The sequence below is a fragment of the Stenotrophomonas genospecies 3 genome, from assembly GCF_054473855.1.
The window spans coordinates 1-24,892 of the sequence record NZ_JBTMUR010000008.1 but is presented as its reverse complement, the minus strand read 5'-3'; the positions used below and the strand labels follow the sequence as shown (position 1 = coordinate 24,892).

Sequence of the window (24,892 nt, the reverse complement as noted above, 5' to 3'; positions counted from 1 at the left end):
CGGACCCCCCATGGCCCTCACCGCCACCATCCGCAAGGCCGAACTGCAGATCAGCGACATGGATCGCGGCTACTACGCGACCCACAACCTGACCCTGGCCCAGCACCCGTCCGAGACCGACGACCGCCTGATGGTGCGCCTGCTCGCCTTCGCGCTGAACGCCGGCGACCGCCTGGAATTCGGCCGCGGCCTGAGCACCGATGACGAGCCGGATCTGTGGGAACACGACTACACCGGCGACATCCTGCAGTGGATCGACCTGGGCCATCCGGACGAATCGCGCATCCGCAAGGCCAGCAATCGCAGCCGCCAGGTGCAGGTGATCAACTACGGCGGCAACGCCTCGGAGATCTGGTGGGGCAAGCAGAGCAAGGGCCTGGCACGCTTCGACAATCTCTCGGTGGTTGATCTGGACGGTGAATTCGTCGAGCGCTGGGGCCAGCAGATCCAGCGCGCCATGCGCTGGAGCGTGCTGATCCAGGACGGTGAAGTGCAGCTGCTCAACGACCAGATCCAGCTCGACGTGATCCCGAACTGGCGCAAGCGCGCCAAGGCATGAGCACGATCCGTTGCGACGTAGTGGTCATCGGCGCCGGTGCGGCCGGGCTGATGACCGCGATCACGGCTGGCCAGCGCGGCCGCCAGGTGCAGGTGATCGACCATGCCAACAAGGTCGGCAAGAAGATCCTGATGTCCGGCGGTGGCCGCTGCAACTTCACCAACACCGGCACCACCCCGGCCAACTTCCTGTCGGCCAACCCGCACTTCTGCAAGTCGGCACTGGCGCGCTACACGCCCTGGCACTTCATCGAGCTGGTCAGCAAGCACGGCATCGCGTATCACGAAAAAGAGCTGGGCCAGCTGTTCTGCGATGTCTCGTCCAAGCAGATCGTGAAGATGCTGGTGGACGAATGCCAGGCGGCAGGCGTGCAGGTGCGTACCGACTGCAGCGTGCAGCGCATCGAGCATGGCAGCGATGGTTTCCGCGTGCACACCACGCAGGGCCTGTTCCATTGCGCCTCGCTGGTGGTGGCCACCGGCGGCCTGTCCATTCCCAGCATGGGCGCCACCGGCTTCGGCTATGAAGTGGCCCGACAGTTCGGCCACCAGGTGCTGCCGACCCGCGCCGGGCTGGTGCCGCTGACGCTCAGCGGCAAGCACCAGGAACGGCTGGCCGATCTCAGCGGCGTCGCTCTGCCCATCGAGGCGCGCTGCAACGGAAAGAGCTTCCAGAATTTCATGCTGCTGACCCATCGCGGCGTGAGTGGCCCGGCGATCCTGCAGATCTCCTCGTTCTGGCAACCCGGCGACGCGCTGGAGCTGGACCTGCTGCCCGGCCAGGATGCCGGCGAGTGGTTGCGCCAGATGAAGCGCGAACGTCCTGCCGCCGAGCTGCGCACCGTACTGGGCGAGGTACTGCCGAAGCGGCTGGCACAGCGGTTGTGCGAACACTGGCTGCCCGACCGGCCCGTGCGCCAGCTGGACGAGCCGGTGCTGCGCCAGGCCGCACAGCTGCTGGGCGCGTTCCCGCTGGTGGCCAGTGGCACCGAGGGCTACCGCACCGCCGAGGTCACCCTGGGCGGCGTGGATACCGCCGAGGTCTCGTCCTCGACGATGGAATCCAAGCGCGTGCCCGGCCTGCATTTCGTCGGCGAGGTGCTGGATGTGACCGGCTGGCTGGGCGGCTACAACTTCCAGTGGGCCTGGGCCAGCGGCCACGCAGCCGGTGGCGTGGTGTGAACCACATCGCCGTTCAATGCGTGCAAGGGGTGCGCGCATGGACGGTTCGCCGCGCATCGTGTATCTAGATTTGCAGATTGGGGAGCAGTGCATGCAGAACGCGAACGACATCACCATCCGCCTGCTGATCGTCGATGACAGCGGCGAGAATGCCGAAGCCATCGTCAGCACGCTGCGCAACAGCGGCATCGCGGTACGCCCGTGGCGTCCGCAGGATGCAGCCGAGCTGGCCCAGGTGCTGGCCAGCCAGGCCATCGACCTGGTGCTGGCTTCGCCCTCCCAGGGCATCCCGCTGCCACTGGTGGCCCAGCATATTGCTGCCAGCGGCAAGGACATTCCGCTGGTGCTGCTGGCCGAGCGCATCGACGAAGACGAACTGGTGCAGGCCAGCAGCCACGGCATCCGCGCCCTCGCCCTGCGCCAACGCCCGGAGCACCTGCTCGCCGTGGTCCGTGACCAGTGGGTGGACCTGCAGGCGCGTCGCGGCCTGCGCCGCATCGAGGCGCAGATGCGCGAAACCGAGCGCCGCTGCGATGCGTTGATCGCCTCCTCGCGCGACCCCATCGCCTACGTGCATGAAGGCATGCACATCCGCGCCAACGATGCCTATCTGGAGATGTTCGGTTACGAGCATTTCGACGACATCGAAGGCATCTCGCTGCTGGACATGGTCGCCGCCCAGCACGTGGAGGGCTTCAAGCAGCTGCTGAAGGGGCTGAGCCGTGGCGAGGCGCCGCCGCCGCAGTACCAGCTCGACGCGCGCCACGAGGATGGCAGCGCGTTCCCGGCGACGATGGAGTTTGCCGCTGCCACCTACGAAGGCGAATCCTGCCTGCAGGTGGTGCTCCGCCGCCGCATGGAATTCGACCCCGAGCTGGCACGTGAGGTCGAGGACCTGCGCCAGCGCGACCAGGTCACCGGCCTGCTCAATCGCCCGACCTTCATGCTGCAGCTGGAAAGCGCGGTGGCCCAGGCCGGGCGCAGCGAAGGCCAGTTCGGCCTGCTGCTGATCGAGCCGGACCACTACGCGCGCCTGCTGCCGGACATTGGCCTGGCCTCGGCCGACACCCTGATCGGCGCGCTCGCCGCGCTGCTGGCCGAAGTCGTTGGCGAAGACGCGCAGCTGGCCCGCTTCGGCGAACACAATTTCGCCGTGCTGCAGGCCGGGCCGTACGCGCAGACCGTGGCACTGGCCGAGCGCATCCGCGAAGCCTACGCCGCGCACGTCTTCAGCATCGGCGCACGCTCGGCCACGGTAACGGTCAGCATCGGTGGCGTGCAGGTAGGCGAGAAGATCGCCAGTATCGGCCAGGTGCTGGCACGCGCCAGCGAATGCACGCAGGCCGCCGCAGAACTGGGCAACACCTGCCGCATCTTCGACCCGGCCGCCGCCGACCGCGTGGAGGAAGAACGCGTGCTGCGCTGGGTCGCCCGTATCCGTGAAGCGCTGGCCGGTGACGGCTTCCAGCTGCACTACCAGCCGGTGCTGAACCTGCAGGGCGAGTCGCTGGAGCTGTATGAGGCCTACCTGCGCCTGGAGCACAACGGCGAACTGCTGAGCCCGACCGCGTTCCTCGGTATCGCGGAGGAGCACGGCCTGCTGGCCGACATCAACCGCTGGGTGGTGTCACGGGCCATCGCGGTGCTGGGCCAGCGTGCACGCGAAGGCGATGCCACGCAGATGCTGGTGAAAGTGACGCCGGAATCGTTCGACGACCCGCAGATGATCGCTACCCTGCGCCGCGAGCTGCAGGCTCAGGGTGTACCCGGCGAACGACTGTGGCTGCATGCGCCGGAAGCGAAGGTGTTCACTCACCTGCGCAGTGCACAGCAGTTCCTTGCCGAAGTAGCACCGCTGGGCTGCCGCATCGGCCTGGAGCAGTTCGGTTCGGGGCTGGATTCGTTCCAGCTGCTGGCCCACTTCCAGCCGCAGTTCCTCAAGCTGGACCGCGGCTTCACCAGTGACCTTGCGGCCACCCGCGAGAACATCGACCGTATCAGCCAGATCACCGCGCGCGCACAGGAAGCCGGCATCCGCACCATCGCCGAATTCGTCAGCGATGCCAATTCGATGACGTTGCTGTTCAGTGCCGGCGTGGACTACGTGCAGGGCGACTTCGTTGGCCCGGCGTTGCCGGAGATGGGTTTCGAGTTCGGATGACCGATGGTAGTGCCGGCCGCTGGCCGGCACCACCCAAAGAGAAGGCCGGCTTTCGCCGGCCTCTTCGTTGATCAGGTCATGTCGACCAGGTTTTCGATCTTCACGTCCGGATTGACGTCGGCCTCGTAGTCGACACCCTCCACGCCAAAACCGAACAGGCGCAGGAAATCGGCCTTGTAGCCGGCCAGATCGCTGATCTCGTACAGGTTCTCGTTGGTCACCTGCGGCCACAGCGCGACCACCTTGCCCTGCACGTCCGCGGCCATTTCCTTGTAATCGGCACGCAGGCGGCCTTCGTCATCGACCAGCGCGACGGTGTGGCCATCGCCATCGACCAGGTCGTGGCGCAGACGATCGACCGCCACGCCATCGGCCTTGCCGCCGTAGAGGATGTCGTACAGCACGTCGAGCTGTTCGATGCAGCCTTCGTGCGTGCCCTTTTCCTTCATCACCTTGAACAGCAGCGACAGGTACAGCGGCATGGTCGGAATGGCCGAGCTGGCCTGGGTGACCACGGCCTTCAGCACCGACACGCGCGCGTCGCCACCGATCCTGGCCAGCTTCTCGCGCAGGCCCAGCACCTTGGTGTCCAGGTCCTTCTTGGCCGCACCGATCGAGCCATTCCAGTAGATCGCCCGGGTGATCTCTTCGCCCACGTAGGTGAAGGCGGTGGTGGTGCAGCCATTGGCCAGCACGCCGGCGTCAGCCAGCGCATCGATCCACATCTGCCAGTCCTCGCCGCCCATCACCGCGACGGTGCCAGCGATTTCTTCCGGGGTGGCCGGCTGCAGATGGGTCTCGGTCAGCACTTCCTTGTCGGTATCCAGGCCACGCAGGGTGATCGGCTCGCCGATCGGCTTCAGCGTGGAGCTGATGATCTCTCCGGTTTTCGGGTGCTTGCGGCGCGGCGCGGCAAGGCTGTAGACGACCTGGTCGACCTGGCCGAGATCGGCCTTGATCATCTCGATGGTCCTGGCCTTCACTTCATCGGAGAAGGCATCGCCGTTGATGCTCTTGGCGTACAGGCCAGCTTCGTCGGCGTACTTGTGGAACGCGGCCGAGTTGTACCAGCCCGCGGTGCCCGGCTTGGTTTCACTACCCGGGCGTTCGAAGAAGATGCCCAGGGTGGCGGCGCCACTGCCGAAGGCGGCAGTGATGCGCGCAGCCAGGCCGTAGCCGGTGGAGGCGCCGATCACCAGCACGCGCTTGGGACCATTCTGGATCGGCGGACGTGCGCGGATGTAGTCGATCTGCTGCTTGACCGCGGCTTCGCAGCCGGTCGGGTGGGTGGTGACGCAGATGAAGCCGCGGACGCGCGGTTTGATGACCATGGATACCTCGGGTTGGCAGATGCGGCGCGCGGGGCGCTCAGCAGGAATACGGGCGCGCGCCTGCGCGCGCGAACCGCAGGATCGTAGTGCGCGGGGGAAGATTGCACAACCGACGGCGGCGTAGGGTGGGGTTTGTTCTGCAGGGTTGCACCCTGCACCCGCAGAGGCCGGGGCAACGACCGGAGCCGGAGCAACTTCAAAAGCTGGGTTCCTGTGGGTTGGCGGGGGCGGGTCCGGTTGCGGGGGACGCCGTAAATCCGTCCATGGAGGCTTGGCCGCGGCATCCATGCCGCGGACACCCCCGCAACCGGACCCACCCCGCCTTCGACAGATTTCCGCGATCGGTCGGAACGGCATCCTGCTCTGGTAGGTGTCGACCTTGGTCGACATGGATGAACTCATTCAATATCTGACAGATGTGTCGACCAAGGTCGACACCTACCAACAGCCGCGCGATCCAACAGCCGCAGGAATCTGTCAGAGGTGGGGCCATGTGGGTTGGCAGGACCGTTGGCGCCATGGATGGCGCCATCGAGCCCCCATGGATGGGTTTACGGCGTGTCCTGCCAATCCACATGGCCCCACCATTCCACGGAATGCCCGCTGTTGCTATTGCTGTTGCCGGCCAGCGGCCGGCACTACCGCGGGTGCAGGGCTGCAAGCCCTGCCACAAAAAACCCCGCTTGCGCGGGGTTCTCTGCGTGCTGCGTGCAGCGGGTGCTTACGGGCGACGGGCCAGGGCCTCGATGTCCTTCGCCTTCGGCAGCAGGTCCTGCTTGCTGACGCGCAGGAAACCGATCGTCAGCATCGGCACCGCCACCAGGATCGAGGACAGCACTACGATCACCGCACCGATCATGTGCGTCTCGGCCAGGCCTTCCATCGAGCTGCCGCCGTACATGTACAGGGCCAGCGCCGACAGGAAGAACATCACCGCGGTGATCACCGTACGCGACAGCGTCTGGTTGATCGAACGGTTCAGCACTTCCATCGAGTCCACGCGCAGGCTGCGGAAGTTCTCGCGGACGCGGTCGAAGACCACGATCAGATCGTTGATCGCAAAGCCCATCACCGACAGCAGGCCGGCCAGCACGGTCAGGTCGAACTCACGGCCCAGCAGGGACACGTAAGCGACCGTCACGATCAGATCGAACATCGCCACGATGCTGGCGGTGACCGCGAACTTCCATTCGAAGCGCACCGCGATGTAGATCAGGAAGCCGGCCAGCATGAAGATCGTGGCGTACAGGCCATTCATCGCCAGGTCCTTGCCGATCTGCGGGCCCACGAACTCGTTGCGGAGCACGGTGGCCTGGTTGTCGGCGGTGGACAGGGCCTTCACCACGGCGGCGGCGGTGGCCTTGTCCTCGTGCGCGGCGTCACCGGTACCGGCAGCGTGCTCACCGTGCGGGGCCAGGCGGATCAGCAGATCGGTGTTGCCACCGACGCTCTGCACCTGGGCACCGTCGAAGCCACTTTCCTCGAGCTTGGTACGGACCTGCTCGACGTCCACCGCCTTGTCGAAGCGGGCTTCGATCAGGGTGCCGCCGGTGAAGTCCAGGGCGTAGTTGAAGCCCTTGAAGCCGATGATGGCAACCGAGGCCAGGAACACGATGACCGTGACGACCATCGCGACATGGCGCCAGCGCATGAAGTCGATCTTGGTGTCGTTCGGGAGGATGTGCAGCGGAAACAGTTTCATGTGCGTGTCGTCCCGTCAGATGGCCACGTTCTGGAGCTTCTTGCGGCGGCCGTAGATCAGCGTCGCCAGCGCACGCGACACGGTGATCGCGGTGAACATGGAGGCGAAAATACCGATGATCATGGTCAGCGCGAAGCCCTTCAGCGGACCGGTACCGAATGCGAACAGCGCCACACCGACGATCAGGCCGGTCAGGTTGGCGTCGAGGATGGTGCCGGAAGCACGCTCGTAACCGGTCACGATCGCGGTCTTGCCCGGCACGCCGGCACGCAGCTCTTCACGGATACGCTCGTTGATCAGCACGTTGGCGTCCACCGACAGGCCGACCGACAACGCCAGGCCGGCGAAGCCCGGCAGGGTCATGGTCGCGCCGAACAGCGACATCACCGCCACCACGATCAGCAGGTTGAACAGCATCGCGATCGAGGTGATCACGCCGAACATGCGGTAGTAGACGCTGAAGAACACCAGGGTGAACAGGAATGCGAACACCACCGCGCGCATACCGTTCTTGACGTTCTCGGCACCCAGGCTCGGGCCCACCACACGCTCTTCGACGAAGTCCATCGGCGCGGCCAGCGAGCCGGACTTCAGCAGCTTGGCCAGGTCCTCGGCTTCCTTCTTCTGCAGGCCGGTGGTCTGGAAGTTCTTGCCGAACACGCCGTTGATGTTGGCCACCGAGATCACTTCCTCGTTGACCTTGAAGCCACGCACTTCCTGGCCGTCGACGACGGTCACGGTCGGCACGCGCTCGGTGTAGACCACCGCCATCGGCTTGTTCACGTTGGCGCTGGTGAAGTCGAACATGCGCTGGCCGCCGACATTGTTCAGCGTCACGCTGACCGCCGGAGAGCCGCTGTTCGAATCGGTCACCGCCTGCGCGCCGACCATCTGGTCACCAGTGACGATCACGCGCTTGTTCAGCAGGACCGGACCACCGCCATCACGACGCTGGTAGACCTTCGCTTCCGGCGGAATGCGACCGGAGTTGATGGCGTCCTGTGCATTACCGTCCACCACGGCCCGGTATTCCAGGGTAGCGGTGGCACCGATCATGCGCTTGGCTTCGGCGGTGTCCTGCACGCCCGGCAGCTGCACCACCACGCGGTCAGCACCCTGGCGCTGGATGATCGGCTCAGCCACGCCGAGCTGGTTCACGCGGTTGCGCAGGGTGTTGATGTTCTGCTCGATGGCGCCGTTGGCGATCTGGGTGATCTCGGTTTCCGGCACGGTCACCGTGATGCGATTGCCACTGACGTCGTAGCCGAGGGTCGGCTGCGCCTTCACCAGGGCAGTGCGGGCACGCTGCGCGGCGTCGTCACCGGCGGACGGGCTCAGGTTCGCCACGATGCTGTTGTCAGCGCGGCGTTCCACCGACTGGTACGGGATGCGGGCGTCGCGCAGCGTGCTGCGCACGTCTTCTGTGTAGGCGTCCAGGCGCTTGTCGAGGGCGGCCTTCTGGTCGACCTGAAGCACGAAGTGCACGCCACCCTGAAGGTCCAGGCCCAGCACCATCGGGCGACCGCCGAGGTTGGCCAGCCAGTCCGGCACGGTCGAGGCCAGGTTCAGGGCCACGGTGTACTTTTCGCCGACCGTGTCACGCAGGGCGTCGCTGGCAGCGGACTGCGCCTTCAGGTCCGGCAGGCGGACGATCAGGCTTTCCCCTTCCTTCTCGGCACCGACGGTGGCGACACCGGCCTTCTTCAGGTCGGCCAGCACACGGTCACGCAGCGCATCGTCGATCTGGCCGCCACGGTTGGCGGTGATCTGGAGGGCCGGGTCCTTCTGGTAGATGTTGGGCAGCGCGTACAGCGCGCTGAGCGCCAGTACGATCAGGATGACGACGTACTTCCAGCGTGGAAATTCGAGCATTGCTTGGGTCCCGCGCGGCGCCATCCCCGGCGCCGCGGTTGTGCATCGGAAAGGGAGTGGCTTACTGGGCCGACTTCAGGGTACCGGCCGGCAGCACGTTGCCGACAGCGCCCTTCTGCACGCGGATGCGCACGTTGTCCGCCACTTCAATGGTGATGAAGTTGTCGCCGATGTCGGTGACGATGCCGGCGATGCCGCCGTTGGTCAGCACTTCGTCGCCACGCTTGATCTTCTCCAGCATGGCCTTGTGCTCCTTCTGCCGCTTCATCTGCGGGCGGATCATCAGGAAGTACATGATGGCGATCAGGATGACCGGGAACAGCAGCGTGGTCAGGCCCATGCCCTGCGGTTGGCCGCCGGCGGCCTGGGCGTGGGCGGCGGGAATCAGGAAGGCAAGCAGGTTCATCGTTGGTCCTTTGGTTGGGCGGCGCTCCGGCCCTTTCACGGGCACGGGGTGTCGACCGCGGATCTGGGTCAGCCTTGAAGTATGCCACGGCCCCGGGCGTTCGTCCTTGGGCCGTTTGGCAGGGGGTGTTCGGGTTACAGGGGCGGTGCTACCGCCCCGCGTGCCGCGTAGAAAGACTCACGGAAGGCCAGGAAGGTTCCCGCCTCGATGGCCGCACGGATGTCGGCCATGAGCTTTTCGTAATAGAACAAGTTGTGCAGGGTGCCCAGCATCGGCGCCAGCATCTCGTTGCAGCGGTCCAGGTGGCGCAGGTAGGAACGGGTATAGCCGCCGGTGCAGGCCACGCAGCCGCAGCCCGGCTCGATCGGGTCCATGTCGCGCGCGTACTGGGAATTGCGGATGCGGACGGTGCCGAACGAGGTGAAATAGTGGCCGTTGCGGGCGTTGCGGGTCGGCATCACGCAGTCGAACATGTCCACGCCACGTGCGACACCCTCGACCAGGTCCTCCGGCCGGCCCACGCCCATCAGGTAGCGCGGGCGGTCGCCCGGCAGTTCTGGGTCCAGGTGGTCGAGCATGGCGTTGCGCTCGTCTTCGGGCTCGCCCACGGCCAGGCCGCCGATGGCATAGCCGTCGAAACCGATCGCCTGCAGGGCATCGGCCGAGCGGCTGCGCAGGTCGGTGTGCACGCCGCCCTGGACGATGCCGAACAGGGCCGCGTCGTTGCCCAGCTCGTCATGCGCGTTGCGGCTGCGCTGGGCCCAGCGCAGGCTCAGCTCCATCGAGCGGCGCGCCACATCCTCGGTAGCCGGGTACGGGGTGCACTCGTCGAAGATCATCACCACGTCCGAATCGAGCACTTTCTGGATCTTCATGCTCTCTTCCGGGCCCAGGAACACACGGGCACCGTCGGTGGGCGAGGCAAAGGTCACGCCCTGCTCGGTGATCTTGCGGCGGTGGGCCAGCGAGAACACCTGGAAGCCGCCGGAGTCGGTCAGGATCGGGCCATCCCAGCGGCAGAAGCCGTGCAGGCCGCCGTGGTCGGCGATGATGTCCAGGCCCGGGCGCAGGTACAGGTGGAACGTGTTGCCGAGGATGATCTCGGCGCCCAGCGCACGCACCTGGTCCGGCAGGATGCCCTTGACCGAGCCATAGGTCCCCACCGGCATGAAGGCCGGCGTTTCCACCGTGCCACGCGGGAAGGTCAGGCGGCCACGGCGGGCACGGCCGTCGCGGGTCTTGAGCTGGAACTGCAATCGGGACATGGAGCGGTCATTCGGGCAAATAGTCGCCCATTGTCTCCCAAAACCGGGTCGACCGCCCATTCAGGCCTGAACGGAACCAATGACCTGAGCGACGCGGCTGCTGGACTGTCGCATCTGGCCTTGGCCCTGACTGGTCGCCCCTCCAAGATGGGCGGACTACGTATTTCGCCAGGAAATCAGGCCCAAGATGAATAGAAGTGACCGCGAGGTACTAGAAGCAATTCTTGGGGGAAAAATCGAGCAACGAGCCGATCGAATCGCCCCGGGCATAAATCCTGTAGCCGGAGTGGAGTTCATCTATTACGAGGATTTCCATACCAGCAGCGCTTCAAGTCAGTTCCGCAAATTGCTGGCCTCTGCTGGCGAGTTCACCGCGAGCAGCGGTGGCATCGTATCGGACAGCTGCCGGATAACCCTACCCAACGGCCAGCGCTTCCTCGCCCTTTCCTTCCACGGCGATCTGGATGGATGGCGGAAGGCTGTGGAAGCCGGGGCACGCAACCTCGGCCTTAGCCTGGCCCGCATTGAAGATGACCACCTGATCATCTCCGACGGCCAGTCCGTTCCGCTCAGCGAATGCAAGGTGGATTTGGGCTGAGCAGCCCGGCGGAACCCACTTGCGGAAGGAATGATCCACGCATGGCGTGGATTTACTACAGCGCCGAAGACAGTAGAGCCACGCCATGCGTGGCTTCCCTGGCCTTCAGTCATCTGCAAGTGCGCACCAACGGTGCGCACCCACCACAAGCAGGCAGAGGTCAGCGCCCTACCCCGCCTGCGGGAACAGCAGCATCGCGTCGCCGTAGCTGAAGAAGCGGTAGCGCTGCTCGATCGCGTGCTGGTAGGCCTCGAATACGCGCTCCTTGCCGGCAAACGCGGAAATCATCATCAGCAACGTGCTTTCCGGCAGGTGGAAATTGGTCACCATCGCGTCGACGCTGCGGATGCGGTAACCGGGGGTGATGAAGATCTGCGTCTCGCCGGCAAACGGCAGCAGCTCACCATCGCGCATCGCGCTTTCCAGCGCGCGCACCACGGTGGTGCCGACGCCAATCACCCGGCCGCCGGCGGCGCGCGTGCGCCGTACCTGCTGCACCAGCTCGGCACCCACGTTCAGCCACTCGCGGTGCATCACGTGGTCCTTCAGGTCATCGGCACGCACCGGCTGGAAGGTGCCCGCACCCACGTGCAGGGTGACGTGGCCGAAGTCCACGCCCTTGTCCTTCAATGCGGCCAGCAGCGGTTCGTCGAAATGCAGGCCGGCGGTCGGCGCGGCCACCGCGCCCACTTCGCGCGCGAACACGGTCTGGTAGCGCTCGCGGTCGTCCATGCCCGGCTCGCGCTGGATGTACGGCGGCAGCGGCAGGCGGCCGGCGTGCAGCAGCCACTGCTCCAGCGATTCCGGCACATGGAACTGCAGCACGTAGAACTCGCCATCGCGGCCCAGCACCTCGGCTTCGCCACCGGCATCCAGCGCGATGCGGCTGCCGGCCTTGGGCGACTTGCTGGCGCCCACCTGCGCGCGGGCCTGCTGGCCACCCAGCAGGCGCTCGATCAGAATCTCGACGCGGCCACCGCTGGCCTTCTGCCCGAACAGGCGCGCCGGGATCACCCGGGTGTCGTTGAACACCAGCAGGTCGCCCGGCTGCAGCAGCGACGGCAGGTCACGCACCTGCAGGTCGGTGAAGGCATCCGGCGCCGGCGGCACCAGCAGCAGGCGGCTTGCGGAACGTTCGGCCAGGGGCGCCTGCGCGATCAGTTCAGCCGGCAGGTCGTAGTTGAAATCGGACTTCTTCAAGGCAGTGGGCGGCAACAGGTCGACAATGGCGCGCATTGTACGTCCAGCGTCTGCGAGCCGGCGCGCTTCGCGGCGAACGTCGCGCAAAATGCTGCTATGCAGCAGGTTTCTGCGGGGTTATCGCGCAAAAAAACAAGTGCTAGCATCGAGTCGGAAGTCCGCTGCACGAGCCTGCCCCAAGCGCGCGTGATGACGCGCGTTTTGCTTTTGAAGACCCGTGCGACCCATTGTTTCAGGAGATCTGCAATGAGCTTCATCGAACGCCTCGCCCCCCTGCGCAACCAGCCCGGCACCCGCCTCACCTCCGGCCTGGACGATGCCACCCTGACCGCCCTGTCCGCCAACCACCCGCAGCTAATCGCCGCGGTGGACGCCGCCGCCGAGGAATTCGCGCGCGTGCAGGCCGACCTGGGGCCGCTGCTGGCGCAGGACGAACAGGCGCAGATCGACGCGATGCAGGACGGTTTCGTCAATTTCTATGCCGATGACGCGGTGACCCCGTATGTGGCACTGGCTGCGCGCGGCCCATGGGTGGTCACCCTGAAGGGCGCCGTGCTGTACGACGCCGGCGGCTACGGCATGCTCGGCTTCGGGCACACCCCGGACGCCGTGCTGGAGGCGATGGCCCGCCCGCAGGTGATGGCCAACATCATGACCCCCAGCCTGTCGCAGCAGCGCTTCATCACCGCCCTGCGCGCCGAGATCGGCCACCGCCGTGGCGGCTGCCCGTTCGCCCGTTTCATGTGCCTGAATTCCGGTTCCGAGGCGGTCGGCCTGGCCGCGCGCATCGCCGACGTCAACGCCAAGCTGCAGACCGACCCGGGCGCACGCCACGCCGGTGCTGCGATCAAGCGCGTGGTGGTCAAGGGCAGCTTCCATGGCCGCACCGACCGCCCTGCCCTCTATTCGGATTCCAGCCGCAAGAGCTACATGCAGCACCTGGCCAGCTACCGTGGCGAGGATTCGGTGATCACCGTGGCGCCTTACGACGAAGCCGGCCTGCGCAAGGTGTTCGAGGATGCCACGCGCAACCAGTGGTTCATCGAGGCGGTGTTCCTGGAACCGGTGATGGGCGAAGGCGACCCGGGCCGCTCGGTGCCGCCGTCGTTCTATGCCGTTGCCCGCGAACTGACCCGTGCCCATGGCAGCCTGCTGCTGCTCGACTCGATCCAGGCCGGCCTGCGTGCGCATGGCGTGCTCTCGGTGGTCGATTACCCGGGCTTCGAAGGCCTGGACCCGCCGGACATGGAGACCTACTCCAAGGCACTCAACGCCGCGCAGTACCCGCTGTCGGTGCTGGCGGTGACCGAGCATGCCGCGCAGCTGTACCGCAAGGGCATCTATGGCAACACGATGACCAGCAACCCGCGTGCGCTGGACGTGGCCTGCGCCACCCTGGCCCAGCTGACCCCGCAGGTGCGCGCCAACATCGCCGAGCGTGGTGCCGAGGCCGTGCGCAAGCTTGAACAGCTGAAGAACGAGCTGGGCGGACTGATCACCAAGGTGCAGGGCACCGGCCTTCTGTTCTCCTGCGAACTGGCGCCGCAGTTCAAGTGCTACGGCGCCAACTCCACCGAGGAATGGCTGCGCCAGCACGGCATCAACGTGATTCACGGTGGCGAGAACTCGCTGCGCTTCACTCCGCACTTCGGCATGGACAGCGAAGAGCTGGACCTGCTGGTGGGGATGGTCGGCCGCGCGCTGCGTGAAGGCCCGCGCCGCGAGCAGGCAGCGGCGGCGTAAGTCTCGTTCTTTGTAGAGTCGAGCTTGCTCGACTCAGCCGTAGCCGCGATCTGAACGAAGAGCAGCCGAGCATGGCTCGGCTCTACAGGGGCCCACCGCGGTCTGAACGAAGGGCAGCCGAGCGTGGCTCGGCTCTACAGACAGCAACCGCGAAGGTCCATACTCCATAGACACCCCGTCCCTGACCGCCCTGCGGTCGGAGACGGGGCGTTTTCGTTTCCGGCCAAGAGACAGGAAGATCCATGAAATCGATCTGTGTGTACTGTGGTTCCAACGCTGGCAGCAAGCCGGCCTATACCGAACGCGCCCTTGCCCTGGGTGATCGCATCGCCCGCGACGGGATGCGCCTGGTGTACGGCGGCGGCAATGTCGGCCTGATGGGAACCGTGGCCAATGCCGTGCTCGCCGCCGGCGGTGAAGTGACCGGCGTGATCCCGCGCCAGCTGGCCGACTGGGAAGTGGCCCACCGCGGCCTGACCGAACTGGAAATTGTCGGTTCGATGCATGAGCGCAAGTCGCGCATGTTCGACCTCGCCGACGGCTTCGTCACGCTGCCCGGCGGCTTCGGCACCATGGAAGAGATCTTCGAGATGCTGACCTGGCGCCAGCTGGGCATCGGCAACAAGCCATGCGCATTCCTCGATGTGGACGGCTTCTACGCCCCGCTGATCGGCATGATCGATCGCATGGTGGAAGAACGCTTCCTGCATCCGGACCAGCGCCAGGACCTGTGGTACGGCTCGGACATCGAAGCGATGCTGGAGTGGATGAAGAACTACCAGCCGGCCCAGGCCTCGAAGTGGATCGACGAGAAGCGCCGCGCCGCCCTGCGCTGATGCTTTCCTGCGCGGCGGCTCAGACCGCCGCGCAGCTCCACGGTGCGGGCCGCCCCAGCAGATAGCCCTGGCCGTAGTCGCAACCCAGTTCGCGCAGGGTCTGCCGCTGCGCCTCGGTTTCGATGCCCTCACCGATGGTCTCGATGCCCAGCGTACGCGCCAACGACAGCACGCCCTCGACCAGCGCCCGCGTGCTCTGCACTTCCGGCCCATGCAGGCCGGCGATGAAGCTCTGGTCGATCTTCAGCGTACTGATCGGAAAACGGTGCAGGTAGGACAGCGCCGAGAAGCCGGTACCGAAATCGTCCAGCTGCACCTGGATGCCGCGCTCGCGCAGGCCCTGCAGGATGCGCAGCGTGTGCGGACCATCGTCCAGCAGCGCCACCTCGGTGATCTCCAGGCGCAGCCGACGCGGATCGGCACCACATGCATCCAGCAGGCCGAACAGGCGGCCACTGAACCCGGCGGAGCGGAAATGGCGCGGTGATACGTTCACCGAGACGTAGCTCTGCCCGCCCTCGGCCAGGCCGGCAATCACCTGTTCGTAGATCAGCCAGTCGACCTGCTCGATCAGGCCGCTTTCCTCGCCCAGCTCCAGGAACGCCCCCGGCAGCAGCAGGCCGCGGCGCTCATGCTGCCAGCGCAGCAGCGCTTCGTGGCCCACCACCTCGCCATCGGACAGGCGCACGATCGGCTGGTAGAACGGGACGAAATCGCGGTTGTTGATCGCACGCCGCAGGTCGGCTTCCAGATCGAGGCTGCGCATGGCCTGCTCGCGCATGTCTTCGTCGAAGATCGCACAGCGGTCATGGCCCTGCGCCTTGGCCCGGTACATTGCCGCGTCGGCATCACGCAGCAGCTCTTCGCCGGTGCGGTAGCGGGGGTTCCACAGCGCGATGCCCAGGCTGCCGGACGGAAACAGCTCGCGCCCGGCGATCCACATCGACTCCTGCAGCGCCAGCAGCAGGCGCTGGCCAAAGTCCAAGGCCTGGGCCAGGCCCTGCGGGCATTGCAGCAGCACCGCGAATTCGTCACCGCCCAGCCGGGCCACCACGTCCTCGGCGCCAGCCATCGATACGATGCGCTTGGCCACTTCCACCAGCATGCGGTCACCGGCAGCGTGGCCGATACTGTCGTTGACCAGCTTGAAGCGGTCCAGGTCGAGGAACAGCACGGCGAACACCGGGCCGCCCTCTCGCTTGGCCAGCGCCAGCGCATCCTGCAGGCGGTCCAGCAGGTGCAGGCGGTTGGGCAGGCCGGTCAGCGCATCGTGCATGGCCTGGTGGGTCAGGCGTTGCTCGGCCCGCAGGCGTTCACCAATCTGCCCGAGCAACTTCTCGTTGACCTCGGCCAGCTCGCGGGTACGTTCTTCCACGCGCTTTTCCAGCTCGGCATGCGCCGAGCGCAGCCGTTGCTGGTCGCGCTGACGGGCCAGGCCGGTACCGATGTTCTGTGCGACGAAGGTCAGCAGGCGCTGGTCATGCACACTGAAAATGCTGTTCTCGCTGTAGCTCTGCACCACGATCGCGCCGACCACTTCGTCGTCGCGCAGCAGCGGTACGCCCAGCCAGCAGTGCGAACGCGCACCGGATTCACGCACTTCGCCACTGGCCAGCAGCGCGTCGATCTGCGCACGTGATGCCAACAGTGGCCGCCGGTTGCGCACGACGTATTCGGTCAGGCCCCGGCTGAACGGTCGCGGCGCGCGGCTGGCATTGTGCTCGTCCACCGAATAGACGAAGTCCAGGCCGTTGCCGGCCGGGTTGACCAAAGCGATGTAGAAATTGCGTGCGTCGAGCAGGCGCCCGACCACCCCGTGCACCTGTCCGTAGAACTGCGCCAGGCTGTCGGCCGACATCGCCATCTCGGCGATGTTGTACAGGGCGGTCTGCAGCTGTTCGGCGCGTCGACGCTCGGCCACCTCGTCCTGCAGGCTGTGATTGGCGCGCTGCAGTTCCTGGGTGCGCCGCGCCACCTGCTGCTCCAGCCGCACCTGCGCCTGGCGCCGGTCCATCGCGGTCTGCACGTGCTGCGCAACGAAGCCCAGCAATGCGCGCTCGGCCTCGCCATAGCGGGCCGCCTGCTCATAGCTCTGAACCACGATGGCACCGCATACGCGGCCATCGCGCAGCATCGGCACGCCCAGCCAATCCAGACTTTCGGGCCCGCGTTGCGGGTCGTGCTCCTGCTCCATCACCTGCGCCAGCAGTTCGCGCGAGGGACCACTGAGCGGCTTGCCATGACGCAGCAACGCCACGGTCAGGCTGCGCGGCATCTCGCTGGCGTCATGGCTCTGCGTGGGATCGGCAACGAAATCATCGACCTGATCGGCGAAGTACAGGAAACGGATCTGGTCGCGCACATCGTCGTATTCCACGATGTAGCAGTTCTCGGCATACATCAGCGTGCCCAGCACACCATGCACGTGGCGCAGCATCTCGGGCATTTCCAGGTCGGCACCGGCCAGATCTGCAATCTGGAACAAGGCCTGCTGCAACCGCTCGGCCTCTTCCAGCGCCTTGATCTGGCCGGCCTGGCGGCCGCGCTGCAGCGCCAGCTCCATCGCCTGCCGGGCAACCCCCCACCATGCCGGCGAAGGCACCGCGCCTTCCACCGACAACAGCAGGCGCGCCCCATCATGTTCCCAGCCGTGCTGGCCGTCGCCCATGCCTGGCGCTGCCGCATCACCTCCGGCAGTCGCCCTCGGCCAGGCCCCCTGGCCACGGCCAAGCTGCGGGTCATCCCAGCCGACACGGACCACAGCCGTTTCCGGCAGAAGCGCATGCAACGCGCGCACCAGCGCCGTGCTCAGCACGGCCTCGTGTGGTGGCTCTTTCGCCGGTTCAGCATGCGTGGACAAATGACAATCTCTTGGCGCCGTCAGTGCGTCGCCTCCCCTGAGCCGCCGAGCATAGCGCGCCACCCGGGGGGCAATGGAAGCCCGTAAACCCCGAATCGTGCGCCCGTACGTTTTTCCTGCTGACCGTAGCCCCTTCCGAGCCATGACCCCCGCCCTGCCCGCCCTCGCCACCGGCTATGCGCCATCGCCTGCAGGCCTTACCCTGTACGCCGTGGAAGCCAGCGCACTGCCAACCGATGAAGCCTTGATGCTGGCCTGGGCCGGTGGCGACCTGCGCGCGTTTGAAAGCCTGTATGCGCGCCATCGCAAGCGCCTGTTCGGCTTCCTGCTGCGGCAACTGCGCGACAACGCGCTGGCCGAGGAGATCTTCCAGGACGTCTGGCAGCGGGTGATCAGCGCCCGTGCGGGGTGGCAACCGGACGCGGCGTTCAGCACCTGGCTGTTCCGCATCGCCCACAACCGCCTGAACGACCATTGGCGCGCCGCCCGCCACCGGCCGGCTGCCCCGGCCGATGCCGACCTGCGCCTGGCCGCGATCGAGGATGGACAGACCCCGGAAGGCGAGCTTTCCGAATTCGAACAACGTCGCCGCATCCAGCTGGCGATGGAACAACTGCCGCCGGAGCAGCGCGAAGTGCTGCAACTGCGGCTGGATCAGGAACTGAGCCTGGAGGAGATCGGCCAGATCACCGGCGTAGGCCGGGAAACCGTGAAATCGCGGCTGCGCTATGCGATGGACAAGCTGCGTGCGGGATTGAACGCATGAACCGAGACGAACCGCTGACGCCGGAAGAACGCGAGCTGGCCCGGCTGCTCGGCCGTCGCGCCGAACAGGCACCGCCCGCCGCACTGGACGCCGCCATCCTGGCCGCGGCCCGCGCTGCCGTGGACGCTCCGGCTGCCGATGCGGTCGCCTCTCCCGAAGCACCACGTACGCAGCGCACACGCCCGCGTTGGCCGGCGGTGTTCGGCATCGCCGCCTCGATGGTGTTCGCCATCGGCATCGCCTGGCAGCTGCGTCCGGAACCGCCACCGATTCCGGCGGGTGAGGCCGCTGTTGCGGCGGCACCGGCTGCGGCAGAAGACGTCGCGGCTGCCGATCAGGCCGCTGAGCGCAGTGCAGCCGACAGCGCGGTGGCGACTGCGGAACCGGCCGCTGCGCCCGCAGCACCCGAGGCAGCCCCGGTTGCCGCCCCGGCACCGGCCATCGCGCGCGCAAGCAAGCCTGCGCCGGCCGAGACCGCTGAAGCGCCGGCCCAGGCTGCACGATCGATGGCTGCGGATGCGGCCGCCGATACCTCCTTTGCAGCCCTGCCGCCCGCTCCGGCCGCAGCGCCGGCAGCAGCCCCGCCTGCGCCTCCGGCTCCCACCGCCTACTCGGCACCCGCGCCGCTGATGGCGCGCTCGGCAGGCACGCCAGAGTCCAACAGCGTGCAGGCCGAACAGGCCCCGGCATTGGACCGGGTAGAAATCACCTCGATGAAGCGCGAGGCTCCCAGCCGTTCCGCACCTGGCATCATGCGCCGCGGCAGCGATGCGGGCCTGAGCGCGGACGCCGTGCAGGCCGAGGTGGACGCTGACGCACGACTGCCGCGCCGGCAGTGGCTGCAGAAGATCCGTACACGACGCGACGACGGCCAGCGCGATCTGGCCCGTGCCAGCCTGGAGCGCTACATGCAGCAGTACCCGGAAGCACGCCTGCCGCGCGACCTGCGCCCGCTGCTGGACGACTGAAGCGGACGGGAATACCCGGCAACCCCGTAGAATGGCGGGAATGCTCGATACTCTCGCCCAGCCGGTCAGCCACACGCTGGAAGTCAAACACAGCCGTTTCATCGCCCATGCCGCGCCGATCGATGGCGCCGCAGCGGCCATGGCGTTCCTGCAGCAGGTTGCGGTGGCCGATGCCACCCACAACTGCTGGGCCTACCGGCATGAGCAGGACTATCGCTCCAGCGACGATGGCGAGCCGGCCGGCACGGCGGGACGTCCGATCCTGGCGGCGATCGACGGCCAGGGTTTCGACCGGGTGATGGTGGTAGTGACGCGCTGGTTCGGCGGTATCAAGCTCGGTGCCGGTGGCCTTGTGCGCGCCTACGGCGGCGCCGCCGCCGAGTGCCTGCGCACCGCCCCGCGCCTGCCGCTGGTGGCGATGGCCCGGCTGCAGCTGCTGGCCGGCTTCGAGGACCTGGGTACCCTGCATGCCACCCTGCCCGCCTTCGGTGCCGAAAAGCGCGATGAACAGTTCGATGCCAATGGCGTGTGCCTGCGGATCGAATTGCCTGCCGATCAGGTCGACGCATTGAAAATCCGCCTGCGCGACGCCACCCGTGACCGTATCCGCATAGAAGACGACGACCAGGATGACTGACAAGGACGACGCCCCCGCTTCGACCCCGCCGCTGCGGCGCCTCGGCAGCCTGCGCACGCTGTGGCCGTTCGTGCGCCGCCACAGCGGCCTGTTCACCGCCTGGCTGCTGGCCCTGGCGGTGTCTTCTGCAGCCACGCTGAGCCTGCCTCCGGCGGTGAAGCAGATGATCGATCACGGTTTCAGCAGCGGCGGCCAGATCAACCGTGCCTTCGCCCTGCTGATGCTGGTGGCGGTCGTCATGGCGTTGGGTACGGCCGCGCGCTTCTACTTCGTATCGTTGCTGGGTGAAAAGGTCGTGGCCGACCTGCGCAGCCAGCTGTATGCCCACCTGATCCAGCTGGGTGCCGGCTTCCACGACCGCAGCCGCAGCGGAGAGCTGGTCTCGCGCCTGACCGCGGACACCGAACTGCTGCGCAGCGTGGTCGGCTCGACCATGTCCGTGGCGCTGCGCAGCACGGTCACCGTCATCGGCAGCCTGGCAATGCTGTTCGTCACCAGCCCACGGCTGGCCGCATGGTCGCTGCTCGGCATTCCGCTGGCGGTGCTGCCGATCATCATCGGCGCGCGCAAGCTGCGCACGGTCGCACGCAACAGCCAGGACCGCATCGCCGATGCCAACAGCCTGGCCAGTGAAACCCTGGGTGCGGTACGCACGGTGCAGGCACATGCACGCGAGCCGTACGAGCGCGGGCGCTTCGACAAGGCACTCGGTGATGCCATCGGCGCCGCCCGTCGCCGCATCGGCGCACAGTCGCTGGTCACCGCCAGCGCCATCCTGCTGGTGTTCGGCGCCATCGTCGGTGTGTTGTGGCTGGGCGCGCACGACGTCATCGACGGCCGCCTCAGCGCCGGTACGCTGGGCCAGTTCGTGCTGTATGCATTGATCGGTGGCGGCTCGGTGGGCGCGCTGGCCGAAGTGTGGAACGAACTGCAGCGCGCGGCCGGCGGCATGGGCCGCATCGGCGAACTGCTGCAGGAAGACATCGAGATCCGCGCGCCGGCACAGCCGCACGCGCTGCCGCAGCCGCTGCGTGGCGAGATCCGGTTCGACGACGTGGTGTTCCACTACCCGCAGCGACCGGACCAGGCCGCACTGGACCACTTCAACCTGCACGTGCACCCCGGCGAGACCGTGGCGCTGGTGGGTCCGTCGGGGGCGGGCAAGAGCACGGTGCTTTCGATGCTGCTGCGCTTCCATGATCCAGCCAGCGGCCGCATCGACGTGGACGGCATCGACGTGCGCCAGGTCGACCCGGCCGAGCTGCGTGCGCAGCTGGCGCTGGTGCCGCAGCAGCCGACGCTGTTCGCTGCCAGTGCGCGCGACAACATCCGCTATGGCCGCCTGCAGGCCAGCGACGCCGAAGTCGAGGCTGCCGCGCGTGCCGCCGAGGCCGATGGCTTCCTGCGCGCGTTGCCGCAGGGCTATGACAGTGAGCTGGGCGAGCGCGGTGCCCGCCTGTCCGGTGGCCAGCAGCAGCGTGTGGCGATTGCCCGTGCGCTGCTGAAGGATGCGCCGATCCTGCTGCTGGACGAAGCGACCAGCGCGCTGGACGCGCAGAGCGAGCACAGCGTGCAGCAAGCGCTGGAGCGGCTGATGGCGGGCCGCACCACACTGGTCATTGCCCACCGCCTGGCCACCGTGCTCAAGGCCGACCGCATCGTGGTGATGGACCAGGGCCGCATCGTCGCCGAGGGCACGCACGCACAGCTGCTGGCCGAAGGTGGACTGTACGCTGAACTTGCGCGCCTGCAGTTCATCGATTGATGACGTCCGGCTAACATCGGCGCGGCCAAGCTGGCCGCGCAACAGCCGCATCCGCTGAAGGAGGTGCACGATGTCGTTCCGTCAGTTTCCCGCCGTCGACAGCAACGGCGAAAGCCACATCATCATCGAGTTCAAGCCCGAGGCGAGTGGCAGCGGGCATCACTCCGAAGCCACGCCACGCTACGAACTGGATGACGGGCGGCCGCTGGTGCGCGATGGCCGCGAGTTCACCACCAGTGGCGGCGAGCTGCGGCTGACGATCTGAGGTTCGCCGGGCATGGCCCCGGCGCTACCGGATTTCGTATCGCCCCGCTCTGGCGGGTGTCGACCTTGATCGACCCGCTTTCTTGCCTCTGGTAGGTGTCGACCTTGGTCGACACGCCTTTTGCCCAAGGCGGTCGAGCATGGCTCGACTCTACAAAAGGCGTGATCATTTTTTGGCCAGGTATCTTGACAACCTTGGCTGGCAAGGCCTGAGCAAGGTTATCCACACGTTTGCTCAGAAACCATCCACACCGCCTGTGGATGAATTCAGCCCAGTACCCGTCCGATGCCGCTGGCGTCCACGTCGGCTGCTGCCCGGGTGATCGCCGCCGCATCGCTGCCGGCCACGAACCCGATGCGGAAATGCACTTCGCCACCAGGCGTGCGCGAGGAATGGATCGATGCCAGGCTGATGCGATGCTGCTCGAACACGTTCAGCAGCTCACGCAGCGAGCCGGGCCGGTCTTCCGGCAGGTGCACCGACAACGCATTACGCTCGGTCAGGTCAGCCAGCAGATAACCCACGCGTTCAAAGGTGTAGTTGCCGTCCGCCAGCGCCTGCTCGCCGAAGGCACTGCGGTTGGCCGAAAGCAGCTGCTCGCGGAATTCACCACGCGCACGGTCGTCGCCCTGCCCGACCTGCGCCTGCAGGGCCTGCAGCTGGCCGACCAGCCGTTCCAGCATCGGCGCCACGTACGGGTTACCGAACTGGATGTCTTCGTAGATCGCCGGGTTGAGCGACAGGATGCGCGAGATGATCGCCGTGTCCAACTCGAACGATGCCGAGCGGTACGGCATCATCGCGGCCAGATCGCCCAGCTGCGGCTGGTATTGGCGCAGCACGCCGGCCTGGGCCAGGTGGGTGGCATGCACCATCGCCTGTACCAGCGCCATCATCTGGTCGTGATGCTGCGGCGTGGCCCGCACGCACTCGGCCTGCAGCGCCGTGCACAGCGTATCGACCCATGGCTGCCAGTGCTGCAGCCGCGCTTCGCAGACCACCATCACCCGGCCCTTCAGGGTCGGCGCCTTGGGTGGCGCGGTCATCGGGTGCAGGCCGACCACTTCGGCTTGAGAGGCCAGCATCGCCTGCACCGGCGCTTCCTTCACCGAGGTCACGTCCAGCCATAGCCGGTCCTGCTCACGGCCGGCCGACTGCCGCACGTACTCGGCAATCAGAGCCGGCGTATGCCGGATCGGTGCCGAGAACACCAGTACATCGGCCTGCGCCAGCAGGTGTTCCGGCGTGTGCGAGTCCGGATCGGCCGGATCGTGGCCGATCACCTGCAGCTGCATGTGCTGCTGGAAGAAACGGCTCAGCCAGCGCCCATAGGCGCCGGCACTGCCGACGATGCCGACCGTGCGCGGCGTGCGTTCGAGCAAGCTGCTCATGCCACGCGTTCGGCGCGGAAGCGCGTGCCTTCGGCCAGTGCGGCAGGCGCCGCCGCGATCACGTCGAACTCTTCGAAGCCATTGTCCAGAGTCGCCTCCAGCGCCGCGTGGGTACCGGCAATCGCACGCGAAATCGCCTGCTGCATCGATTCACCTCGCAACAGGAACGACACCACCAGCGACATCAGCACGTCACCGGTGCCGGCCACGTCCACCGGCAGCAGCGGCGAAGTCCAGCGCCAGGTTTCCTCGCGACCGACCGCCAGGGTCACCAGCTCACCCGGGTTACCGCCCACGCTGTGCGCGATCACCCAGTGCGGACCGCGGTCCAGCAGCGTGCGTGCGGCAGCGATGGCATCGGCCTCGGCGAGCGCCGGCATGCCGGTCAAACGGTTCAGTTCGAAGGCGTTCGGGGTCACCAGCCAGGCATGCGGCAGCAATCGCTCGGCGAAGATCGCCTCCAGGCCCGGCTCCACGTAGGGGCCGGTGTGGGTGTCACCAATCACCGGATCCAGGCAGTAACGCAGCTGCGGACAGACCGGCAGGATGTTGTCCAGCCAGTCGGCGAAGGCGGCACCGTTGGCGGTGCTGCCGAAGTAGCCGGAAACCAGCATTTTCGCCCGCTGCGGCAGGCCGCGCTCGTGGGTGCCCAGCAGCAGGTCGGCGAACCAGTCGGCGGGCAGCACCCGACCGCGCGTGGTGTCGTAGAACGGCGCATTGCTCAGCAACACGGTCGGAATTTCCGCGACGCGCACACCGAGCGCACGCATCGGCGGTACGGCGGCGCTGTTGCCGGCGTGGCCGTAGACAAGTTGCGACTGGACCGAGATGACATCGATCGGCGACGGACCATCGGGCCGCTGGCGGCGGCCGTGGACCAGGTGGTTATCAAGGGATTCGCTCATGGCCGCATTCTACGCCCAAGGGAGTTTTCGGCAGGGCTTGCAGCCCTGCACCTGCTCAATGCAACGGCAACCGCAACGGCCGAAGCCAAAGCGGCATTCCGTGGGGTGGCGGGGCGGTGTCGGAGTGCGGGGACGCCGCAAGTACGTCCTTGTAGGCTTCGCAGCGGCATCCATGCCGCTGACACCCCGCAATCCGACACCGCCCCACCTTCGACAGGTTCACGCGGCTGTTGCTAACTGCGGCTGTTGTTCCGCGCGGCTGTTGGTAGGTGTCGACCTTGGTCGACACATCTGTCAGAGATCGAACGAATTCATCCGTGTCGACCAAGGTCGACACCTACCAGGGCCGGACGCTGTTCCGACAGATCGCGGAAAACTGTCGAAGGCGGGGTGGGTCCGGTTGAGGGGGCGTGAGCCGCATGGGCCCGAGGCATGCCTCGGGCGGGTTGGGCAGGACGCCCAACCCCGGTCTTGCCGTGTG

The 24,892-nt window shown here is 66.7% G+C and carries 20 protein-coding genes; 11 read left to right on the top strand and 9 right to left on the bottom strand.

Annotated features, from left to right (window positions below; translation table 11 throughout):
• Nucleotides 1-10 precede the first annotated feature (10 nt).
• From ACX9OT_RS11935 to ACX9OT_RS11925, 3 genes are all read left to right on the top strand, one after another.
• Nucleotides 11-559: a YaeQ family protein gene (locus tag ACX9OT_RS11935; protein ID WP_049400101.1), complete on the top strand. Its 549-nt coding sequence runs from the start codon at nucleotides 11-13 to the stop codon at nucleotides 557-559.
• On the top strand, nucleotides 556-1,740 hold the full coding sequence (locus ACX9OT_RS11930; protein WP_132809922.1) for a BaiN/RdsA family NAD(P)/FAD-dependent oxidoreductase: 1,185 nt from the start codon (nucleotides 556-558) through the stop codon (nucleotides 1,738-1,740). Before ACX9OT_RS11935 ends, ACX9OT_RS11930 begins: the two co-directional genes overlap by 4 nt.
• Before the next feature lie 91 nt (nucleotides 1,741-1,831).
• Nucleotides 1,832-3,901 carry a GGDEF/EAL domain-containing response regulator gene (locus ACX9OT_RS11925; protein WP_459002237.1) on the top strand — a complete coding sequence of 690 codons (2,070 nt, stop codon included), beginning with the start codon at nucleotides 1,832-1,834 and terminating at the stop codon, nucleotides 3,899-3,901.
• A gap of 71 nt (nucleotides 3,902-3,972) precedes the next feature.
• On the opposite strand, the gene fabV is transcribed toward ACX9OT_RS11925, so the two are convergent.
• The 5 genes from fabV to tgt form a co-directional block, all read right to left on the bottom strand.
• Nucleotides 3,973-5,232, bottom strand: a complete 1,260-nt coding sequence (gene fabV / locus ACX9OT_RS11920) for an enoyl-ACP reductase FabV (protein WP_459002235.1) — start codon at nucleotides 5,230-5,232, stop codon at nucleotides 3,973-3,975.
• A gap of 721 nt (nucleotides 5,233-5,953) precedes the next feature.
• Nucleotides 5,954-6,934 carry a protein translocase subunit SecF gene (gene secF / locus ACX9OT_RS11915; protein WP_071228983.1) on the bottom strand — a complete coding sequence of 327 codons (981 nt, stop codon included), beginning with the start codon at nucleotides 6,932-6,934 and terminating at the stop codon, nucleotides 5,954-5,956.
• 15 nt (nucleotides 6,935-6,949) lie between these two features.
• Nucleotides 6,950-8,806 carry a protein translocase subunit SecD gene (secD, locus tag ACX9OT_RS11910; protein WP_049400105.1) on the bottom strand — a complete coding sequence of 619 codons (1,857 nt, stop codon included), beginning with the start codon at nucleotides 8,804-8,806 and terminating at the stop codon, nucleotides 6,950-6,952.
• Between the two features lie 61 nt (nucleotides 8,807-8,867).
• Nucleotides 8,868-9,212, bottom strand: a complete 345-nt coding sequence (yajC, locus tag ACX9OT_RS11905) for a preprotein translocase subunit YajC (protein WP_005409257.1) — start codon at nucleotides 9,210-9,212, stop codon at nucleotides 8,868-8,870.
• 134 nt (nucleotides 9,213-9,346) lie between these two features.
• Nucleotides 9,347-10,477 carry a tRNA guanosine(34) transglycosylase Tgt gene (gene tgt, locus ACX9OT_RS11900; protein ID WP_180845367.1) on the bottom strand — a complete coding sequence of 377 codons (1,131 nt, stop codon included), beginning with the start codon at nucleotides 10,475-10,477 and terminating at the stop codon, nucleotides 9,347-9,349.
• A 187-nt stretch (nucleotides 10,478-10,664) separates the two neighbouring features.
• On the opposite strand from tgt, the gene ACX9OT_RS11895 reads away from it, so the two are divergent.
• Complete coding sequence (locus tag ACX9OT_RS11895) at nucleotides 10,665-11,075, top strand: hypothetical protein (RefSeq protein WP_032128304.1); 411 nt, start codon at nucleotides 10,665-10,667, stop codon at nucleotides 11,073-11,075.
• Between the two features lie 168 nt (nucleotides 11,076-11,243).
• Here the strand turns inward: ACX9OT_RS11895 and queA are convergent, their stop codons facing one another.
• The gene (gene queA, locus ACX9OT_RS11890; RefSeq protein WP_049425160.1) at nucleotides 11,244-12,311 is read right to left on the bottom strand and encodes a tRNA preQ1(34) S-adenosylmethionine ribosyltransferase-isomerase QueA; all 1,068 of its coding nucleotides are present in this window, start codon (nucleotides 12,309-12,311) and stop codon (nucleotides 11,244-11,246) included.
• A gap of 210 nt (nucleotides 12,312-12,521) precedes the next feature.
• Here queA and ACX9OT_RS11885 point away from each other — a divergent pair, with 210 nt between their 5' ends.
• Entirely contained in the window at nucleotides 12,522-14,018 is a 1,497-nt protein-coding gene (locus tag ACX9OT_RS11885; RefSeq protein ID WP_107432449.1) for an aminotransferase class III-fold pyridoxal phosphate-dependent enzyme, read from the top strand.
• A 242-nt stretch (nucleotides 14,019-14,260) separates the two neighbouring features.
• Nucleotides 14,261-14,854, top strand: a complete 594-nt coding sequence (locus ACX9OT_RS11880) for an LOG family protein (RefSeq protein ID WP_459002229.1) — start codon at nucleotides 14,261-14,263, stop codon at nucleotides 14,852-14,854.
• Between the two features lie 19 nt (nucleotides 14,855-14,873).
• On the opposite strand, the gene ACX9OT_RS11875 is transcribed toward ACX9OT_RS11880, so the two are convergent.
• Nucleotides 14,874-17,714, bottom strand: coding sequence for a bifunctional diguanylate cyclase/phosphodiesterase (locus ACX9OT_RS11875; protein ID WP_459002227.1), 2,841 nt, complete (start codon nucleotides 17,712-17,714; stop codon nucleotides 14,874-14,876).
• Between the two features lie 247 nt (nucleotides 17,715-17,961).
• On the opposite strand from ACX9OT_RS11875, the gene ACX9OT_RS11870 reads away from it, so the two are divergent.
• From ACX9OT_RS11870 to ACX9OT_RS11850, 5 genes are all read left to right on the top strand, one after another.
• On the top strand, nucleotides 17,962-18,480 hold the full coding sequence (locus ACX9OT_RS11870) for an RNA polymerase sigma factor (protein ID WP_229301232.1): 519 nt from the start codon (nucleotides 17,962-17,964) through the stop codon (nucleotides 18,478-18,480).
• On the top strand, nucleotides 18,477-19,448 hold the full coding sequence (locus ACX9OT_RS11865) for a hypothetical protein (protein WP_459002225.1): 972 nt from the start codon (nucleotides 18,477-18,479) through the stop codon (nucleotides 19,446-19,448). The genes ACX9OT_RS11870 and ACX9OT_RS11865 overlap by 4 nt, the downstream gene beginning before the upstream one ends.
• A gap of 40 nt (nucleotides 19,449-19,488) precedes the next feature.
• Nucleotides 19,489-20,085 carry an IMPACT family protein gene (locus ACX9OT_RS11860; protein ID WP_459002223.1) on the top strand — a complete coding sequence of 199 codons (597 nt, stop codon included), beginning with the start codon at nucleotides 19,489-19,491 and terminating at the stop codon, nucleotides 20,083-20,085.
• Nucleotides 20,078-21,850 (top strand): ABC transporter transmembrane domain-containing protein, encoded by a 1,773-nt coding sequence (locus tag ACX9OT_RS11855; RefSeq protein WP_032128297.1) that lies wholly within the window; start codon nucleotides 20,078-20,080, stop codon nucleotides 21,848-21,850. Before ACX9OT_RS11860 ends, ACX9OT_RS11855 begins: the two co-directional genes overlap by 8 nt.
• Before the next feature lie 70 nt (nucleotides 21,851-21,920).
• Nucleotides 21,921-22,115: a hypothetical protein gene (locus ACX9OT_RS11850; RefSeq protein ID WP_459002221.1), complete on the top strand. Its 195-nt coding sequence runs from the start codon at nucleotides 21,921-21,923 to the stop codon at nucleotides 22,113-22,115.
• A 266-nt stretch (nucleotides 22,116-22,381) separates the two neighbouring features.
• On the opposite strand, the gene ACX9OT_RS11845 is transcribed toward ACX9OT_RS11850, so the two are convergent.
• Nucleotides 22,382-23,506 (bottom strand): prephenate dehydrogenase, encoded by a 1,125-nt coding sequence (locus tag ACX9OT_RS11845; protein ID WP_459002219.1) that lies wholly within the window; start codon nucleotides 23,504-23,506, stop codon nucleotides 22,382-22,384.
• Nucleotides 23,503-24,411 carry a pyridoxal kinase gene (gene pdxY, locus ACX9OT_RS11840; RefSeq protein ID WP_032128295.1) on the bottom strand — a complete coding sequence of 303 codons (909 nt, stop codon included), beginning with the start codon at nucleotides 24,409-24,411 and terminating at the stop codon, nucleotides 23,503-23,505. Before pdxY ends, ACX9OT_RS11845 begins: the two co-directional genes overlap by 4 nt.
• Between the last annotated feature and the right edge of the window lie 481 nt (nucleotides 24,412-24,892).

Bases quoted from the DNA above. Each gene is read 5' to 3' on its own strand.
- ACX9OT_RS11935 (WP_049400101.1), top strand. From the start codon at position 11: ATGGCCCTCACCGCCACCATCCGCAAGGCCGAACTGCAGATCAGCGAC.
- ACX9OT_RS11930 (WP_132809922.1), top strand. From the start codon at position 556: ATGAGCACGATCCGTTGCGACGTAGTGGTCATCGGCGCCGGTGCGGCC.
- ACX9OT_RS11925 (WP_459002237.1), top strand. From the start codon at position 1,832: ATGCAGAACGCGAACGACATCACCATCCGCCTGCTGATCGTCGATGAC.
- fabV (WP_459002235.1), bottom strand. From the start codon at position 5,232: ATGGTCATCAAACCGCGCGTCCGCGGCTTCATCTGCGTCACCACCCAC.
- secF (WP_071228983.1), bottom strand. From the start codon at position 6,934: ATGAAACTGTTTCCGCTGCACATCCTCCCGAACGACACCAAGATCGAC.
- secD (WP_049400105.1), bottom strand. From the start codon at position 8,806: ATGCTCGAATTTCCACGCTGGAAGTACGTCGTCATCCTGATCGTACTG.
- yajC (WP_005409257.1), bottom strand. From the start codon at position 9,212: ATGAACCTGCTTGCCTTCCTGATTCCCGCCGCCCACGCCCAGGCCGCC.
- tgt (WP_180845367.1), bottom strand. From the start codon at position 10,477: ATGTCCCGATTGCAGTTCCAGCTCAAGACCCGCGACGGCCGTGCCCGC.
- ACX9OT_RS11895 (WP_032128304.1), top strand. From the start codon at position 10,665: ATGAATAGAAGTGACCGCGAGGTACTAGAAGCAATTCTTGGGGGAAAA.
- queA (WP_049425160.1), bottom strand. From the start codon at position 12,311: ATGCGCGCCATTGTCGACCTGTTGCCGCCCACTGCCTTGAAGAAGTCC.
- ACX9OT_RS11885 (WP_107432449.1), top strand. From the start codon at position 12,522: ATGAGCTTCATCGAACGCCTCGCCCCCCTGCGCAACCAGCCCGGCACC.
- ACX9OT_RS11880 (WP_459002229.1), top strand. From the start codon at position 14,261: ATGAAATCGATCTGTGTGTACTGTGGTTCCAACGCTGGCAGCAAGCCG.
- ACX9OT_RS11870 (WP_229301232.1), top strand. From the start codon at position 17,962: ATGCTGGCCTGGGCCGGTGGCGACCTGCGCGCGTTTGAAAGCCTGTAT.
- ACX9OT_RS11865 (WP_459002225.1), top strand. From the start codon at position 18,477: ATGAACCGAGACGAACCGCTGACGCCGGAAGAACGCGAGCTGGCCCGG.
- ACX9OT_RS11860 (WP_459002223.1), top strand. From the start codon at position 19,489: ATGCTCGATACTCTCGCCCAGCCGGTCAGCCACACGCTGGAAGTCAAA.
- ACX9OT_RS11855 (WP_032128297.1), top strand. From the start codon at position 20,078: ATGACTGACAAGGACGACGCCCCCGCTTCGACCCCGCCGCTGCGGCGC.
- ACX9OT_RS11850 (WP_459002221.1), top strand. From the start codon at position 21,921: ATGTCGTTCCGTCAGTTTCCCGCCGTCGACAGCAACGGCGAAAGCCAC.
- ACX9OT_RS11845 (WP_459002219.1), bottom strand. From the start codon at position 23,506: ATGAGCAGCTTGCTCGAACGCACGCCGCGCACGGTCGGCATCGTCGGC.
- pdxY (WP_032128295.1), bottom strand. From the start codon at position 24,411: ATGAGCGAATCCCTTGATAACCACCTGGTCCACGGCCGCCGCCAGCGG.